The organism is Tsuneonella suprasediminis, from assembly GCF_003605755.1.
In the GTDB taxonomy this organism is placed as follows: domain Bacteria; phylum Pseudomonadota; class Alphaproteobacteria; order Sphingomonadales; family Sphingomonadaceae; genus Tsuneonella; species Tsuneonella suprasediminis.
Genome location: NZ_RAHJ01000008.1, coordinates 1 through 15,468, shown reverse-complemented (window position 1 = coordinate 15,468; position 15,468 = coordinate 1). Strand labels below are relative to the sequence as shown.

Annotated in this window: 16 protein-coding genes; 3 read left to right on the top strand and 13 right to left on the bottom strand. The window is 60.8% G+C overall.

What is annotated here, in order from left to right; genetic code table 11:
* Nucleotides 1-12: 12 nt before the first annotated feature.
* Together D6858_RS02305 and D6858_RS02300 are read right to left on the bottom strand one after the other, a co-directional pair.
* Nucleotides 13-2,397: a type IV secretion system DNA-binding domain-containing protein gene (locus D6858_RS02305; protein WP_120106827.1), complete on the bottom strand. Its 2,385-nt coding sequence runs from the start codon at nucleotides 2,395-2,397 to the stop codon at nucleotides 13-15.
* Nucleotides 2,387-2,719, bottom strand: coding sequence for a ribbon-helix-helix protein, CopG family (locus tag D6858_RS02300; protein WP_062912945.1), 333 nt, complete (start codon nucleotides 2,717-2,719; stop codon nucleotides 2,387-2,389). The genes D6858_RS02305 and D6858_RS02300 overlap by 11 nt, the downstream gene beginning before the upstream one ends.
* 441 nt (nucleotides 2,720-3,160) lie before the next feature.
* On the opposite strand from D6858_RS02300, the gene D6858_RS02295 reads away from it, so the two are divergent.
* Entirely contained in the window at nucleotides 3,161-3,355 is a 195-nt protein-coding gene (locus D6858_RS02295) for a dsRNA-binding motif domain-containing protein (protein ID WP_120106920.1), read from the top strand.
* Between the two features lie 102 nt (nucleotides 3,356-3,457).
* Here D6858_RS02295 and D6858_RS02290 read toward each other — a convergent pair whose 3' ends face one another.
* Nucleotides 3,458-3,694, bottom strand: coding sequence for a hypothetical protein (locus tag D6858_RS02290; RefSeq protein ID WP_013832744.1), 237 nt, complete (start codon nucleotides 3,692-3,694; stop codon nucleotides 3,458-3,460).
* Nucleotides 3,695-4,020: 326 nt separating this feature from the next.
* On the opposite strand from D6858_RS02290, the gene D6858_RS02285 reads away from it, so the two are divergent.
* Nucleotides 4,021-4,251 (top strand): DUF6437 family protein, encoded by a 231-nt coding sequence (locus D6858_RS02285; protein WP_067738072.1) that lies wholly within the window; start codon nucleotides 4,021-4,023, stop codon nucleotides 4,249-4,251.
* 116 nt (nucleotides 4,252-4,367) lie between these two features.
* Here the strand turns inward: D6858_RS02285 and D6858_RS02280 are convergent, their stop codons facing one another.
* From D6858_RS02280 to D6858_RS02250, 7 genes are all read right to left on the bottom strand, one after another.
* Complete coding sequence (locus D6858_RS02280; RefSeq protein WP_054529553.1) at nucleotides 4,368-4,757, bottom strand: single-stranded DNA-binding protein; 390 nt, start codon at nucleotides 4,755-4,757, stop codon at nucleotides 4,368-4,370.
* A gap of 299 nt (nucleotides 4,758-5,056) precedes the next feature.
* Nucleotides 5,057-5,485, bottom strand: a complete 429-nt coding sequence (locus D6858_RS02275) for a DUF6915 family protein (protein WP_120106825.1) — start codon at nucleotides 5,483-5,485, stop codon at nucleotides 5,057-5,059.
* A gap of 10 nt (nucleotides 5,486-5,495) precedes the next feature.
* The gene (locus tag D6858_RS02270; protein WP_120106823.1) at nucleotides 5,496-5,933 is read right to left on the bottom strand and encodes a DUF6878 family protein; all 438 of its coding nucleotides are present in this window, start codon (nucleotides 5,931-5,933) and stop codon (nucleotides 5,496-5,498) included.
* A gap of 117 nt (nucleotides 5,934-6,050) precedes the next feature.
* Entirely contained in the window at nucleotides 6,051-7,004 is a 954-nt protein-coding gene (locus tag D6858_RS02265; RefSeq protein WP_120106821.1) for a DUF2493 domain-containing protein, read from the bottom strand.
* 301 nt (nucleotides 7,005-7,305) lie between these two features.
* Complete coding sequence (locus D6858_RS02260) at nucleotides 7,306-7,728, bottom strand: hypothetical protein (protein ID WP_067738065.1); 423 nt, start codon at nucleotides 7,726-7,728, stop codon at nucleotides 7,306-7,308.
* 11 nt (nucleotides 7,729-7,739) lie between these two features.
* Entirely contained in the window at nucleotides 7,740-8,681 is a 942-nt protein-coding gene (locus tag D6858_RS02255) for an ArdC family protein (RefSeq protein WP_120106819.1), read from the bottom strand.
* A gap of 155 nt (nucleotides 8,682-8,836) precedes the next feature.
* Nucleotides 8,837-10,825, bottom strand: a complete 1,989-nt coding sequence (locus D6858_RS02250) for a ParB/RepB/Spo0J family partition protein (protein ID WP_120106817.1) — start codon at nucleotides 10,823-10,825, stop codon at nucleotides 8,837-8,839.
* Nucleotides 10,826-11,423: 598 nt separating this feature from the next.
* Here D6858_RS02250 and D6858_RS02245 point away from each other — a divergent pair.
* A complete protein-coding gene (locus D6858_RS02245) occupies nucleotides 11,424-12,494 on the top strand; it encodes a S1C family serine protease (RefSeq protein WP_240623652.1) in 1,071 nt (356 codons plus the stop codon).
* Between the two features lie 50 nt (nucleotides 12,495-12,544).
* On the opposite strand, the gene D6858_RS02240 is transcribed toward D6858_RS02245, so the two are convergent.
* From D6858_RS02240 to istA, 3 genes are all read right to left on the bottom strand, one after another.
* Nucleotides 12,545-12,961, bottom strand: a complete 417-nt coding sequence (locus D6858_RS02240) for an Hsp20/alpha crystallin family protein (protein ID WP_120106813.1) — start codon at nucleotides 12,959-12,961, stop codon at nucleotides 12,545-12,547.
* 129 nt (nucleotides 12,962-13,090) lie between these two features.
* Entirely contained in the window at nucleotides 13,091-13,858 is a 768-nt protein-coding gene (gene istB / locus D6858_RS02235) for an IS21-like element helper ATPase IstB (RefSeq protein ID WP_048578302.1), read from the bottom strand.
* Entirely contained in the window at nucleotides 13,855-15,345 is a 1,491-nt protein-coding gene (istA, locus tag D6858_RS02230) for an IS21 family transposase (RefSeq protein ID WP_081261070.1), read from the bottom strand. Before istA ends, istB begins: the two co-directional genes overlap by 4 nt.
* Nucleotides 15,346-15,468 lie beyond the last annotated feature (123 nt).

The following is a 15,468-nucleotide window of genomic DNA, read 5'->3' as shown; positions in this document are numbered from 1 at the left end:
CTGCCTCGTGCGTCACAGTTCAAAATCGCCGAGATCGGGCCCCTCCTGCGATGGTTGATCCTGCTCGGGAACGCCGTCTTCGAGCATGAGCTTGCGGGCTTCTGCGTCTCGCTGGCGCTGGGCTGTCCGATCGACGGCTTGCGGCTTATCCGAGGGCGGATTGGCACGCGGCAAGTCGCTTCGGCGTCCCTCCTTCCTGCTATTCGATGGATCCTTCTCATCGGGATGATCGCCTTTGCGGAGCACCGCATTCGTCGGCAGCAGCGGACGGGAATTGCGCGGCGTTGCCGCGCGCTCTTCGGGCGACGATTTTCGCGGATGACCGGACTTACCTGACGGCTTCCTGAGGTCGTCGGGAATGTCCTTTTCTGCCCGTGTCGCCGCCTGCTGGCGTGATCGCTTGGCATCCGCCTCAACTACCGGCTCAAGCGGAAGAGTACCTTGCTTTGGGACGACAGGCTTGCCTGCCCCGTCATCGTTCGACGAAGGATGTTCGCTCTGGTTTGTTGGCGGATAAGCAGACGTCTGGCCGCCCCCAGTTTCGCCTTCGGCTTTCGGGATTGGCTCTCGATCCTTGGCCCGACCGACGAAAACATGCGCGATTCTTTCCCGGTCTATCGGCTTCAGACGGACCGGCGCTGCAGGAAAGCCATCCGGGAATTTGATGAAGCCTGACAGGCGCGGCAGGTTCATCAATTGGTCGGGCAGCAGCAAAGGCTCGATATGCTTGCGCGGCGTCAGGCTGACGGCGTCGCGAGCATTGTTGTAGCCATAGGTGTAGCCCTCTTCCATGTCGCGAACCTGGCGATGGCCGATGAAGTCGGAACACCAGGTAGCTGTCTCGCGGTCTGCCGTACCGAGGATCAATTTGGTCCGGGCAAGCGATGCAAGCGTCATCGCCATGTTCTCACCGTAGACCTCCTTGAGCTTGGCGTAAGCATGGATGCCGGTGACGATTGCGCCGCCGAAATTGCGCGCTGTCTGCAGGCCTTTCTCGAGAGCGGGGAGCCGGTGAAGCGCGCCCAGCTCGTCGATGAAGAACCAGCATTTGAGGTCCTTGGTGCGCGGCATCGTCATCAGCGTATTCATCGCCGTATCGAGCCACAGCGTGAGCAGCTGCGCGCACACGCTCATGTCGACGTAGCGCGCCGAGATGAAGACCATAGAGCCACTTCTTTTGGCGTTAGCGCCCTCGTCTTCATGGGCGCCCTCCTCGATCCAGTCGCGGACCGAAAAGCGGCGCCCGGAAGTGGGCAGGAGCTTCAGCGCCTTGGCGTTCACGTTGAACACTGCCCGGATCGATTCCGCCATGCGCGCGGCTTCAGGAGCGGTCAGGGGATCAGCGATCGTGCCTCGCATCATTGCGTGGACCCGCGAGAGATCAGCGGTCATCAGTTCGCGGGCAAGCGCAGCATTGGTGCCCCGTCCTTCAGCCACCAGTTTGAGGCAGAACTCGACGAATAGGGCACGCGCCGCGATAACCCAGAACTGCGCCTCCCCGCCCCCGTCATGGGGTACGAGGGCTTCCGCTGCCGCCCAGAATTCACCTTCGGTTCGGCATTCGTCGAAGAGGCTCCATTGCGGACAGCGCGCGTCTAGCGGGTTCAGAATGATGTCCCGGTCGGCCTGGTAGAAGTGTTCGATGAAAGCGCCGGTGAGGTCGAACACGACGCAGCGCTGTCCCTTGGCGCGGGCTTCGGCAATCATGTCCGACATGGCGACTGTCTTGCCCATGCCGGTGGTCCCGATGAGCATGGCGTGACTCTGTTCAAGCCGCCAGGGATAGACAACCGTCGCAAGATGCGAGGGCCGGTATGGAAATGCCGCAGACAGTTCCCTGGGCGAACACAGATGCCATTTCCAACCCATAGAGCTCGAGAGCTCACGGGCGCGCTCGCGCTGGTTGTGCCCGCGCAGTTCATCGACCAGTTCGGGTAGTGTAACGAGCATGGCCCCGCGCTCATGTTTGCGCTCTTTCGAACGGCTGCCGAAGCGCGCTGCGAACCAGTAGAACAGCACGAAGGCCGGCACGAGAAGCAAGGCCGAACGCACCAAAGCATCGCCCAGCAAGTCGAGCAAATGATCCCAGGCATTGATCACCGGCGGATAGGCATCGAGCATGATGATGGGGAGCTGGACGGTTCCTCCAAACCCCGTTTCGAGTGCGACCTGTTTCGCCGGATCGAACTCCATGAAGCCGTAGATGGCAGCATAAATTCGCATCCAGACGAGGTAGGCTTCGTGATCGCTCAGCCCTGCCGAAATGGTCCACCAGCTAGTCCAGGAAATGCCGATGGCGGCGATGATCAGCGGCCCCTTGAGACCTGCTGCAAACATGAAGCTGAAGTGTCCGAGCAGCTGACTTCCGCGCGTGAAGTTGACGAGGTTACGCTTCATCGGAACCTCCCTCGCTGGCGTTTGCGGTGAGCCCCAGTTCCTTGCATTTGCGCGCGTAGGCCTGATGGGCTCGCTCACGCAGACTGTGATCGGCATGCCCTGCGAGAAGGGCATCGACGCCGACCATCGTGAACACTGATTGACGGCTGATGCGGTCGACCGATGTTTCGAGCTTCGATGCAAGATCGTCATTTTCGCATGCCTGCGAAAGCAGCGACCGGATCCATTCGCTGACGCTGATATCGCGCCGCTTTGCTGCAGCACGAACCCGCTCAGCGAGCTCGACGGTGACATGTACCTGGAGAGATTTTGGCCGTGTCATGCACGGACTCCTTGTGGTCAGGAGCCCGGAACGCACTGCGAAAGGCGTGTACTGTCTAAATCAGAAACGAGAACATGTCAAGAACACTCGTAATGCGCAGGAATGCGCCATTCCTGGCTGCATTCAATCGAATCCGATTGGCGAATTAGCGACTATTCATTTCTGATTGAGAAGCAGCCATTTTTGCCAAAATCATTCAACACACTGTCTATACTATCTTTTTTACTGCCTACCGCCTGCGATTTGTCGCGTAGGGTGTGCTCTTCCGTCCCCAGCTTAGAGGGTAGATCCCAGTGTCATGACCTGCACGGGATCGGCGGTTTTGAAATCCCAAGACCAAGGGATGAAGACGATGCCGTTCGATTGCCGATTGTGTTAAAGATCGATCGAGTCCGCCGGCAGGAAGAATGGGGTCGCGGGCATCCCACCGGGAGCATGGCTATGGCGGACGTAACACTGAGCGCGACACCCAAAGGCAATGGTTTCCAGGCAACCGTGACCTATTCCGACGGCGTATCGATCAGTTCGGCGGAAGCCTTTCCGACGAAAGCAGAAGCCATTTCAGCAGCGGCAATGAAGGTACTCGACATGCCCGATCGGCTCGAGATATTCGATGCGTCGGACGCCGAGGACTGATGCTGCAGGGAATGCTCGCGCGATACCTACGGGAGCGACAATACGGGACCCGAGCAAAAAGAAAGGAGGAAGCCCTGACGGACTTCCTCCTTATGTGTGGCATCAGAATTCATCGCTCAGCTTTCCGGGCACAGTGTCGATGACCCGGTCCAGCATGGCCTTGGGCAGTGCGCCGTAATCGCCCTCATCGACCGCGATGTAACCAGCCTCACCATCGGTCAGGACATATTGGGTGAAGTAGCTGTGAAGGGACCGGGCATGAGCCTTGTCGAGTGCGGCAACGAAAGCTGCCTGATCTGCCTGGAATGAACCCTGCGCGATATTCAGTGAAGCGTACATGATCTTTCCTCCTGATGTTCGATGCGTCGCATCAGGAGCTGCGAGGATGTGGGTGACGGGCCGGGTCAGGGACCGCGCATAGCGCGGCCGCGAAGCGGCGATGGGGGAAACGATTTTTGCCGGGCTTGCCCGGTAAAAATGGTGGGGCCCCGTCGTCCTTGACGCGGCCCCAAAGCCCGCATCACACTTGGTCTTTCTGCGAGAGAGACCTCTCCAACGTCAGCGTGAAAAGCACTGACATCGCGGCAAAAACCGTTTTCCTACATGGCCCCATGCTGGCACTGTCGCGCGTGGAGGGGACCAACGGCCAGCGAAAGGACAATCTCATGGCCAGGTCCAAACCGAGCGCGCGTAATGCGCTCAAGAAGCTGCGCGAGCAGCGCGAAGAACTCGATGCACAGGAGGCCAGGCTCCGCGAGGAAGCGGCAGGCGAACTGGGCAAGGTTCTTCTCGAATGCGGAGCCGAGACTATCGAACCTGCGCAACTGAAGCTGCTCATCCGCGCATCGCTCACCATCGGGATCGACGATGCTCTCAAAAGGCTCTCCCCCGCCTGACCCTTAAACCGCGGCGGGGTGTGGGCTTGTTGCCCCGCCCCGCCGTTCACGCCTGCGAGCACAAAAAAGGCCCCGATGGCGCGAACCATCGGAGCCTTGTTGTTTGCGGGAGGCACTCAGTCCTCATCGATGTCGGGCGCACCCTCGTTGTTCGACGCCCGGCCCTTGGTGAGGAAGTCCACCTTGTCGGCGATGATCTCGCAGCCGTAACGCTTGGTGCCGTCCTGGTCTTCCCACTGCGTATAGTGGATGCGCCCTTCAACCGTCACGAGCTGGCCCTTGGTGCAGTACTTGGCGACGTTCTGGCCGAGACCGTTGAAGCAGGTCACGCGGTGGAATTCGCTGTCCTTGGCGGTGTAGCCGTTTTCGTCCTTGTAGGTCTTGCCGTCCTTGCGTGCGGGACGGTCGGTGACGACCGAAATCGAGGTAATGCTGGTTCCGCCCTGCGTGGTGCGAGTTTCGGGATCGCGGGCGATGCGTCCAACGAGGATAACGAGATTGGTCATGGTCTTTCTCCTGATCGAGCATTCCGGGTCCATCCCGGCTGCAAACCCGACTAGGAAGCGGCCACGGCGAAGCGCACCGAAGGGAAACCTCGATCTGGTTCGGGTGGTGCGGGCAGCCGGGCGCAGCCCGGCAACTCGGCCGGACCTGATCGGGGTTGCGCGTCTCGACGGGGATGCTTCAGGAAAGGTTTGCTTACAGGCCGGGTTGGTCCCGAGTGCCTTGCACAGGCCAAGCCATGACTTTTCGTACTATCGGGATGCGACGCACCCCCTGACCTCGCCTGCCTTCAAAGGCGACATCATATCTCGACTACGGACGCTCCTCCCGAAGCGGACGAAAGACCCCCTGAAAACGCACCGCCAGCAGCAGTCTCCACAGTGCCAAGCGGCATAGGCTCGTCCAGACGGTGCCCCCGCAACATCCAGTCTTGGGGCGTGATTAGGCGCTCCCAATCCGCAAAGGAAGGAATCGTACCCAAGTCCTCGCGGACGTGCTGCTCGCCTACAAGGCGAACGGGCACAACACGGCTGTCGGCGTTGACGATGGTAGGCCCGAACAGCGTTTCGAGCATGAAAATTCCTTCGGCATGGTGCCGAAGGGCCCGGTGCCGCGGATCAGCAAAGATCGCCTTCGACTGGTCTAACCATTGGTGGAGCGGCAGGTAATCTTCCACCACCCCTCCCCATTTCCGGACCGACGATAGGGCGTGATAATAGCAATGCGCCATCGCACCTCTCCTAGAGATCAGTCGAATGGTCGTCGGTCGCCGTGTAACGCAGCTGGCAGTCCAGAACGAAACTCGGCGTAGCCACTTCGATGACCAGTTCGCCGCAAGCACCATCATTGATTTCCCATCCGGGATGATGGCGTTCGAGAGCAAGGTAAGTCAGTTGCTCGAGGGCGGAATTGAGGCTTTGGTCGTCGCCTTCTCCAGCACAGTCGATCGTCACTTCGGGACACGGAACACTCGCCCCACCGGCGTTAGAGAAGACGCATTCTTCGACCGCACCGCTGTCGCCGCACCCATCGAAACGGATTTCTACGCGGGCAATTTCGGCATTCCGCAGCGGGGCAATGATAGCTGCCTTGAGCCGTTGGATTTCACTTTGTGCCTGCGCCGCGCGTTCGGCTTGGCGGACAATAAAGTCCGCCATGATTGCCTGAAAATCAGTCATGAGATTTCTCCTGCAATGTGCGGGCAAGAACCGATCGTCTTGCCCACGATATCAGGCGATCTCTTTCCTCTGACGGGCTGCGCCAGCGCCGATGGCGCTGGCGCGATGCCGGACGCATCAGTCGGTATCCCGAGCCGCGCGCTTGGGAGAAGTTCCAAGCGGACCGCGGCGATCGACGACGGTAATCCGACGGGATTTCGCTTCGATGACGAGGCGCTCCAGGACCCCGCTTCCGGGAAAGGCGACGACATAACGGGGGTCAAGCGAGAGCATACGCTCGTTGCGCTTGAAGCCTGCGCGTGCCCCCAGGCGCATGTCGAGGGAGAAGCTGATTTGCGGAATGTTGCGTCGTTCCGCCCATGAAGATGCCAGACGGTCAACGCCCTTGGTATCACCGCCGTGGACAAGAACCATGTCAGGAACCCGGTCGTGAACCTTGTCCAGAGTAGCCCAGACGTTGTTGGCGAAAGTGAGAGCGTCCTGCTCGTTTGGATGGCGTGTGCGGCCACCGGCAAATATCACCGGCGTACCTTCTGGCATGGCGGCGCGGCGCTTGGCTTCGGACCGGGCTCGGACGAACTCGCGCCCCTCGACAAGCGCGGAAGTCAGCATGGCGCTGTGATTGAAGCGCGAACTCGACACGGGCTTCCACGAGGAGCCGAATTCGTTGAGATAGAGGGCAGCGGCCACTTCGCGCATCTCTTCGAGAGCGATCATGGCCCCTTCGGCACACTGCGCACGCTCAACCTGGGTCTCGAGTTCATGGGTGTGAATTTCGGATCCATCGGCAGTGGCGACAAGCGCTCGGACTTCGTCGGTTGCGCGGTCGACTGCGGTCGATTTGCGCGTCGCGGAACGGTGGAAGATGTTGACGAACGCCCAGCCGAGGTCCTCGGCATCAGCCTCCAGCGCAGTCCCAGCGACCATCGCAAATAGATCGGACCAGACCGCTTCGAGAGTCTGGACGACCGCATCGTGGAGCGGAAAATCATTGGTGGAAACCGGGGCAGGACCAATCGAAAAACCGGAAAGATCGAGGCCGGCAAGTTGGTCAGAAAATGATGAGTGCATGGGTATTGTCCTCCTGACTGGTGTGAGGCTGACGCACCCGCTCATGGCTGCGCCAGCGAGAGTCCGTCAGGGCCAGCTTGAGGCAGTCTCCGCACCCGACAGGGGAAACCCGCTTGGGAAGGCTGGCGCGGGCAGGCCAACGGCCCACAGGGCCGGGCCAACACGGGCCTGCGCAAGCCGGGTTGCGGAAGACTGGCGGCTGGCCCAGGGCCTCTCTCGCATGGCTTCAGACCATGAGTGCACATGCGGGCTTCGTCAGTCAGGACAGGTGCATGTGTACGCTCACCAGTGAGCGGCGCATTCAGGCCACCCGTTTTGCGTAGACGCCCTCACCGTTCGACATGTGACCGAGGCAGACGTAGTCGCCGAACAACGCTTCAAAGCGCGAGGCGATCTGGGACAGCCAGCGTTGTGCTCTGGGCGATCTGGCCGTGCGCCAATCGGCATCCCAATAGGCGCCATCGTCACGCTCGACGATCCACACCGCAACCAGGCCGGCGTAAACCGACACGCCGAAATCCGCATAGGCATTGCGCATGAGGATACTGTCTTCGCGGCCTCGCCAACCGTCGTGCGCGATCAGGGAAGGGAAAGCCTGCCCTGCGCGCTCGCGCAGATCCTCGCGGAGCCATTCATATTCGAAGTCCCAGTCGTCGTCGTTTTCGACTTCGAGCACGGTGAAGGCGACAATGGCCCCGCTGGGATAGCTGACCGATCGGCCCATGATGCCCTCCTTCAAGCGGCCAGCGCAGCGTCGGCAGACGCTTCGTCAATATCATCGGCAGAGGTCCGTCCCCCGAGTTTGAGCAGAAGCCTTGATGCTTCCTCAGCCTTCGCGGCAGCGGTGAGAATGGCACGGTCATCCTGCTTCAGGAGCTTGAGCCAATGCTCGATATAACTCGCATGGCTATCCAAGTGTGTGACTGGCAGACCGAGTTCAGCGCCGAGCATGGCGCTCGAAAGTTCGGCAATGAGTTCCTCAGCAGCGTAAGCTGCAGAACCAAATCGATTCTTGAGATTACGGTCGAGGCGGCTGGCATGACCGGTCCAATGCGATAGCTCGTGCGCGAGCGTCGCGTAATAGTGGTCGAAGCCTGAGAAGAGATGCAAGGGCGGCATTGTCACCCGGTCAGCCACTGGTTCATAATAGGCTTCGTCGCCCTGATGACGCAGGACGGCCGGAATACTGGCAAAGAATGAGTCGAGTTCAGCCTGACGGCCCTCGGGCTCCACCACCTCAAGCGTCGCGGCGGGATGGAAACGTTCCGGAAGACCTTCGACCTGATCGGCATTGAAAACCGGATAGGCCTTCAACACACGACGACTTTCGTCGGTTTTTTCGCCGGTGTGGGGGGCTTCGACTTCCTTGGTGTAGCTCTTGTAGAAGATGGCGATGGTGGATTTTTCACCCTTGCGCACCTGTGCGCCCAGTTCTTTGGCCTGATTGTAGGTCATCCAGAACGGCGAGGCGTAACCGCACATGTCGGCAACCATCCAGAGCCAGAATACATTCATGCCGCGATAAGGGATGCCGCACGCCCGCAATGGGCGCGAGACTGGCACACCGCGCCATGGCTTGATCCACGGTTTCGTGCCGGACTCGAGGCGGGCGATGATTTCCTGGGTGATACGGGTAGCAGGCGACACTCCGCCGCTTTGTCCCTTGCGATAGGCCATGTTGGATCTCCTGAAATGGCCTGACGACAGTTCCGTCGGTCAGTGCCGGAGATCCCGGAGCCCCCTCCGCTCTCTTTCCATGAAGGAAGCGGCCCCCCGGCATGTGCCGGAGGACCGCTTCACGTTGGCGAGCAGCCGTTCCTGTCAGGAGGAGGTCAGGCGGCCAGCTCGCTCGGGGGCTGATTGTCGTCGTTGGCGACGAAATCCGCGTCGGGACTTTGCGCTTCGTTATCGGCAGGAATTTCCGGCTGGTCGGCAAAACGCATGACTTCGGGTACCCAGGCGAGGGCTCTTTCCCGAACTTCGACCTCGGTGATGTAGGTCCCCGCGAAGACGCGCTCGGCGCTCATCGCGAGATCGCCCTTTTTCACCGATGCGAAGCGCGAGGACAGTTCCAGGCCGCCGACATCGGTGAGCGCATCGAGGATGACCTGCTTCGAGACTCGGTCGAAGTAGTTTGCCGCGGTCGGACGCCACCATTGCGCCATATCGATGCCGATCGCGCTGCCCAGATGATCCTGGAATGCGATTTGGCGTTCGCCTGGCATGTTGAGGCTCGCCTCGAGTGTGCGAGCGACGACAAAGCCGAGCCATGCTGCGCGACTTTCATCAGAGAGTGTCCGAAACATCTTGAAGCGCGACGAAGCGTCTTCGCCAGATCGCCAGCTCTCATCGAGACAAGAGCGCAGGTCAGCAAGGGATGCACTTGCCGGCGCATCCTTCGCTTCGAACCCGACAATCGGACCCGCAGGGACGCCGCCACGCAGGGTCGTGGCCGCGCGTGACCGCCAGTCGTGGGTGTCGGCATCCGCGAGGGTGAAGACCATGATGTCGAGCGAAAGGCCGGGATCCGATGCCACGTGGAGCGCGAGCACGTCACGACGTTGCATCGCAAGTTCGTCGACCAGACGCTTGGAAAGCGCTGCACGGCGTTTGCCATCACTGAAGACACTCGCCACGACTTCGACGACATCGTCGTCACCAACGACTTCGATATCGCGCTCGCCGTAGAAAACCGGCTGGAGGACCGGTGTGCCGTCGCGCGAGAGAACGAGGATCATTCCGGCATCGGCCTTCAGTTCGGGCGCCAGCTCCGGGGGCTTTGCCCGAATGTCCTGGCATTCGCGTTCGATCGCTTCGATCGTCGCCTCAGCCGCAGCAATTGCTTCTTCGGCGCTGTCTTCGTCCTCGAGAATGGCCGCATGCTCGTCGTAGGAAGCATCGAGTTCGTCAAGGCGGGCCAGTTCGGCGTCAGTCAACGGAGCCGGCTCGGCCGGAAGGCGTATGAGGCCTTCGACGAGATCGTGACTGGCATAGGCGTCAAGCGTCGGCTTGACCCAGGCAAGACCCTGCTCTGCTGCGAGCGCCTTGGCACGCCTTTCCATCTCCTCCGAGGCGAGGGTTTCCAGAAGCGCGACATCGACCCAGGACTCGCTGTCATCGTCGTCGAAGAGTTCGCGTTCGATCCGGCCACCTGCCGCGATATAGGCTTCGCGACCGACAAGACGGGCCCGAGCATCGCTGCCGCGAACCGTGCCGGAGAGCACCATGCGCCGGATACTGTCGGCGCTGGGTGCATAATAGCCCGAAGACGCCTGTTCATAGACGCGAGCCTGAATTTCCTGGTCGGAGGTCGCGCCGAAAGCTTTGGCGAGATCGAGAGTGATTTCGCCGGATGCCAGAGCATCGAAGACGACAGGCGCGAGGGTCGCGAGACGCAGACGGCCTTCGACAAAGCGGACCGTCAGCCCGAAGCGGCGCGCGACATCTTCCGTCGAGGCACCAGCATCAATGAGGGCAGCGAACGCCTGCGCTTCGTCGGCCGGGTTCATCGCAAGGCGATGGAAGTTTTCGGCCAGGCTTGTTTCGACTGCGATTTCCACATCGTCCTCAAGCACAAGGCAGGTAACCTCGTAGCCCTTTGGCAGGACTTTCTCTTCGGCAAGCGCCAGCAAGGCGCAACGACGGCGCTCTCCGGCTTCGACCTCGAATTTGCCACGAGCCGCAGGCCGAACGATGAGGTTCTGCAACAACCCATGGGCTGCAATGCTCGCTTTCAGTTCGGAATCCGCGGCTGGGTCACCGTGACGGCGCACATTGCGAGGGGACTGGATCAGCTTGGTTAGCGGGATCGACTTGATCATGGGACATACTCCTGATTGCGAGCCCAAGCACCGACTTTCGACGCTCATTCGGCTCAATCAGAAGCAAGCCCCCTTCCCTCTCTTATGACTCTGGTCGGACCATTCCTTATTCAGCAACATCAAGTCAGGACGAGTTGTGCCTTGGTTGCCGGTACATTCCCTATCGCCGCCCAGCACATGCAATCCACGACTTTTCGACGGGAGTTACGACTGGTTCATTGCTCTCATTGTGTTCAGAATAGCGGACGATAAACTGATTTGCATCTGGGCGTAGGCGAACCTAGCAACGCACCAGTTCTTTCATAAGATCGACGATCCAGTCGTAATAGCTGGATGGCTTCATCGAATTCCTCACAAGCCTTGCAACGCTCGCGCGGTTGGGGATGGTGGACCGGCGCTGAGATCCAAGACGGGATAAACTCGCGCTTGTCGTGAGCGCTGTATAAGAAGGGTTTGGCAAAAAATCCATCATCACGAGCGACCCTTTGCCTCACACCACAGTTGATATGAGCTGCCGAACACGTAAGTTTCCTCCATGGATAGATCCCCTAACCTCAAGGTATCGAAGTCAAGAACCTACTTCCAACTCCTTATCATCATGAACGTCCTTCTTCTTGCCGCCTCCGCAGCCCTCTTGATCAACCAATCCGCCCCGGTTGCCGAACCACGCGTCGTCACTGCGCGGGGCGATCTTGGCGCGGATGAACGCGCCACTATCGACCTGTTTCGCAATGCGCGCGATTCAGTCGTGTTCATTTCCACACGGCAGCGGGTCGCCGATTTCTGGACACGCAATGTCTATAGCGTGCCGCGCGGATCGGGCTCGGGTCTCGTATGGGACGAGGCCGGCCATATTGTCACAAATTTCCATGTCATCGAAGGCGCCTCCGAAGCGCAAATCCAGCTTGCCGACGGTCGCCAGTTTTCCGCCACGCTGGTCGGTGTTAGCCCACAGCACGATCTTGCTGTCCTGAAAATAGGCGGTGCGGGCTTCACTGCGCCCGCGCGGGTGCCAATCGGGACAAGCAGCGACCTGCAGGTCGGACAGAATGTTTTCGCAATCGGAAACCCGTTCGGACTGGACTGGACCCTGACCAAGGGCATCGTTTCGGCGCTGGATCGTTCGCTGCCGAATGAGAATGGTCCCGACATTCGGCACCTCATCCAGACCGATGCCGCCATAAATCCCGGTAATTCGGGTGGTCCGCTGCTCGATTCCGCGGGCCGACTGATCGGGATCAATACAGCGATCTATAGTCCTTCCGGGGCATCGGCCGGGATCGGCTTTGCCGTACCGGTCGATACGGTCATGCGCGTTGTGCCGCAGCTCATTTCCGAGGGGCGCTATACGCGGCCCAGCCTTGGCGTTGAAAGCGATGACGATATAAACGACCGGCTCAAGCGCGCCTCGGGGATCGAGGGCGTTTTCGTCCTGCGGGTCGATCCCGGGTCATCTGCGGAGCGCGCCGGTCTGGTTGCTGCCCAGCGCACAAGGCGCGGGGTCGCTCCAGGGGACATCGTTACCGCTCTGAACGGCAAACCCGTTTCCAGGGTCGGCGATCTGCTCGCCCGGCTTGACGATTTTCGGGTCGGACAAAGCGTCGAACTTACGCTGATGCGCGGCGGCGAAGAGCGAACAGCCAGGCTCGAACTCGAACCGGGAAGCTGATGCAAGAAGAAGGGCTGGTCCACTGGTAGGACCGGCCCTCACGGCTGCCATTAACCGGCGTTGATCGGGATCGTCTTGCGTCCCTTTGCCGCTTCTGCGGTACGCGGAACCGTAACGGTCAGAACACCATTACGGAAGGCCGCCTCGACCTTGTCCTCGTCGATCTGCGAAGGCAGGCCGATGCGACGTTCGAAGCGGCCATAGCTGCGTTCCGAATAGCCGCGTTCCTCGTCGCTGGTTTCGGACTTCTTTTCGCCCCAAATCACCAGTTGGTGATCGTCCAGGCTGATTTCGATGTCCTTTTCTTCCATGCCCGGCAACTCGGCCGTGACCCGGATTTCCTTGTCGTTTTCCGACAATTCGAGCCGCGGCCAGCCAAGGCTGCGTCCGATGGACGGCAGCGACGGCATGGAAAACCCGCGAAACATGTCGTCGAACAAGCGATTGATATCCCGATGAAGCGACATCACTGTCAACGGCGGCGTAAAAGTCGTCCATTGGGCGGAGCAAAACCAGGCCACTTGATCCGGGTGTTGGCGAGCGCCGGGAGGGCGTAGCCCGAGCGGGGGTCGCCAACACCCGGATTGCCGTTTCTGTCAGGGGTTGGGACGTGCTTTGCGTGCCTGGCTCTGGGCCAGGCGATAGCTCTCGCCGTTCATCTCGAGGATGCTGACGTGGTGGGTGAGCCGGTCGAGGAGCGCGCCTGTCAGGCGCTCGGAACCGAACGTCTCGGTCCATTCGTCGAACGGCAGGTTGCTGGTGATCAGCGTCGAGCCGCGTTCGTAGCGCTGTGAGATCAGCTCGAACAGCAGTTCCGCGCCGGTTTTGGAGAGGGGCACGAACCCCAGCTCATCGATGATGAGAAGCTTATAGCCGGTCATCTGCTTGTGTAAGCGCAGTAGGCGGCGTTCGTCGCGTGCCTCCATCATCTCGCTGACCAGCGCGGAAGCAGTGATGAACCCGACCGTCAGGCCCTTCTGGCAGGCCGCCAGGCCAAGACCGATCGCGACATGGGTCTTGCCGGTCCCCGACGGGCCAAGGGCGATGACGTTCTCGCGACGGGTAATCCAGTCACAACGCGCCAGTTCGAGCACCTGCATCTTGTTGAGCTTCGGAATGGCGGCAAAGTCGAAGCTGTCGAGGCTCTTGGCGGCCGGGAACCGCGCGGCCTTGATCCGGCGCTCGACCATCCGGCGTTCCCGGTCGATCAGTTCCAGTTCGACAAGCCGAGCAAGGTAGCGGACATGATCTACGCCCTCTGCTGCGCATTGCCGGGCCAGCTTGTCATGCTCGCGCAGGAAGGTTGGCAGCTTGAGCGTCTTGAGGTGGCTGGCGAGCAGCAGTTCGGGAGCTTGGCTGCTCATGCCGCTGCTCCGCCGGTCAACAGCCGCATGTACGAGCGCGCCGATGTTGTCTCCACTCTGGCCCTGGGCAGGTAGGGATAGATCGCCATGTCCAGTCGGGGCGGGCGGCGCTCCACCCGGCATAACAGGAGATGCTTCACCGCATCGAAGCCGATCGCGCCCATATCAAGGGCCTGCTTCACCGCGCCATGCAGATCGGCCAGAGCGAAGCTCTCCAGCAGGCGCAGTACCTGCACATATTCGCGCCGGCCATGCTTGCCCATGCGCGTCTCCATCAGCCGGCGCAGCGTTGTAAATACCTCGGGCAGGTCCCAGCCCTGCAATGGTGCGGCCTGATCGAGGGCATTGATCTTCTGTTCGATCAGGGGAAGGTAATGGATCGGATCGAAGATCACATCCTCGCGCTCGTAGCTGCGCACATGGCGGGCAATGATCTCGCCCCGGCAACCGATCACCACCTCGTCGACATAGCCCCTGATCCACACCTCCTGGTGGCCGAAGCGCACCGGCACCGAGTAATCGTTGGTCCGGTAACGCACCAGCGCCTGCGATGAGACCTGGCCGCTGGTCTGGTCACAGGCCTCGAAGGGGGAAGCCGGCAGTTCCTGCATCGCCGCCAGATCGCGCCGCAGCCTCTCGCCAATCGTCTCACTCTCGCCCCGCAGCCGGTCGTTCTGCCGTTTGCGGCATTGCTCCTCGAGCCACAGGTTGAACGCCTCCCATGTCGGGAACCGGGGGATCGGCACCATGAAGTTGCGCCGGCAATAGCCGACAAGGCCTTCAACGCCGCCCTTATCGTTACCCTTGCCGGGGCGGCCGTAACGATCACGGATCAGGTAGTGCGACAGGAAGGCGCTGAACAGCCTCGCGCGCAGCCGCGTCCCGTCAGGCAGGATCTTCGAGACCAGGCAGCGGTCGTTGTCGTAGACGATCGACAGCGGCACCGCGCCGAAGAACGCAAAGGCGTGGACATGGCCGTCCATCCAGGCCTCGGCAACGGCAGCCGGATAGGCGCGTACGTAGCAGGCGTCGCTGTGCGGCAGATCGAGCACGAAGAAGTGCGCCTTCTGCTCCACCCCGCCGATCTCGACCAGAGCTTCTCCAAAATCTGCCTGCCCATGGCCGGGTGCGTGTGCCAGCGGCACGAACATCTCCCGGCTGCGCTGATCCCGATCCCGGATGTAATCCTTGATGATCGTGTAGCCTCCGGTGAAGCCATGCTCTTCGCGAAGGCGATCGAACACACGCTTCGCCGTATGGCGCTGCTTGCGCGGGACCGACCGGTCCCCATCCAGCCAGCCGTCGATGATCGGTATGAACGCTTCCAGCTTCGGTCGCCGCACCGGGGCGCTGCGACGGTAACCGGGCGGCTCGGAATACGACAGCATCTTGCGGACCGTGTCGCGCGATATGTTGAAATGCTTCGCTGCCGCCCGGGCGCTCATGCCGCCCGCGCAGGCAAGACGAACCTTCAGGTAAAGTTCCACGGTGTAAATCCCTCATCCCTCCTCGCCAGCATCGCGAAAAGGGAAAAAGTGGACGACTTTTACGCCGCCCGCAGCAGCACTTCGCCGCCGCTACCGTGGTCTAATTTTGCACCGCCGTTCTCA

What these genes read in the sequence shown, in the direction of transcription:
- D6858_RS02305 (WP_120106827.1), bottom strand. Translation starts at nt 2,397, where the DNA reads ATGAAGCGTAACCTCGTCAACTTCACGCGCGGAAGTCAGCTGCTCGGA.
- D6858_RS02300 (WP_062912945.1), bottom strand. Translation starts at nt 2,719, where the DNA reads ATGACACGGCCAAAATCTCTCCAGGTACATGTCACCGTCGAGCTCGCT.
- D6858_RS02295 (WP_120106920.1), top strand. Translation starts at nt 3,161, where the DNA reads ATGGCGGACGTAACACTGAGCGCGACACCCAAAGGCAATGGTTTCCAG.
- D6858_RS02290 (WP_013832744.1), bottom strand. Translation starts at nt 3,694, where the DNA reads ATGTACGCTTCACTGAATATCGCGCAGGGTTCATTCCAGGCAGATCAG.
- D6858_RS02285 (WP_067738072.1), top strand. Translation starts at nt 4,021, where the DNA reads ATGGCCAGGTCCAAACCGAGCGCGCGTAATGCGCTCAAGAAGCTGCGC.
- D6858_RS02280 (WP_054529553.1), bottom strand. Translation starts at nt 4,757, where the DNA reads ATGACCAATCTCGTTATCCTCGTTGGACGCATCGCCCGCGATCCCGAA.
- D6858_RS02275 (WP_120106825.1), bottom strand. Translation starts at nt 5,485, where the DNA reads ATGGCGCATTGCTATTATCACGCCCTATCGTCGGTCCGGAAATGGGGA.
- D6858_RS02270 (WP_120106823.1), bottom strand. Translation starts at nt 5,933, where the DNA reads ATGACTGATTTTCAGGCAATCATGGCGGACTTTATTGTCCGCCAAGCC.
- D6858_RS02265 (WP_120106821.1), bottom strand. Translation starts at nt 7,004, where the DNA reads ATGCACTCATCATTTTCTGACCAACTTGCCGGCCTCGATCTTTCCGGT.
- D6858_RS02260 (WP_067738065.1), bottom strand. Translation starts at nt 7,728, where the DNA reads ATGGGCCGATCGGTCAGCTATCCCAGCGGGGCCATTGTCGCCTTCACC.
- D6858_RS02255 (WP_120106819.1), bottom strand. Translation starts at nt 8,681, where the DNA reads ATGGCCTATCGCAAGGGACAAAGCGGCGGAGTGTCGCCTGCTACCCGT.
- D6858_RS02250 (WP_120106817.1), bottom strand. Translation starts at nt 10,825, where the DNA reads ATGATCAAGTCGATCCCGCTAACCAAGCTGATCCAGTCCCCTCGCAAT.
- D6858_RS02245 (WP_240623652.1), top strand. Translation starts at nt 11,424, where the DNA reads ATGAACGTCCTTCTTCTTGCCGCCTCCGCAGCCCTCTTGATCAACCAA.
- D6858_RS02240 (WP_120106813.1), bottom strand. Translation starts at nt 12,961, where the DNA reads ATGTCGCTTCATCGGGATATCAATCGCTTGTTCGACGACATGTTTCGC.
- istB (WP_048578302.1), bottom strand. Translation starts at nt 13,858, where the DNA reads ATGAGCAGCCAAGCTCCCGAACTGCTGCTCGCCAGCCACCTCAAGACG.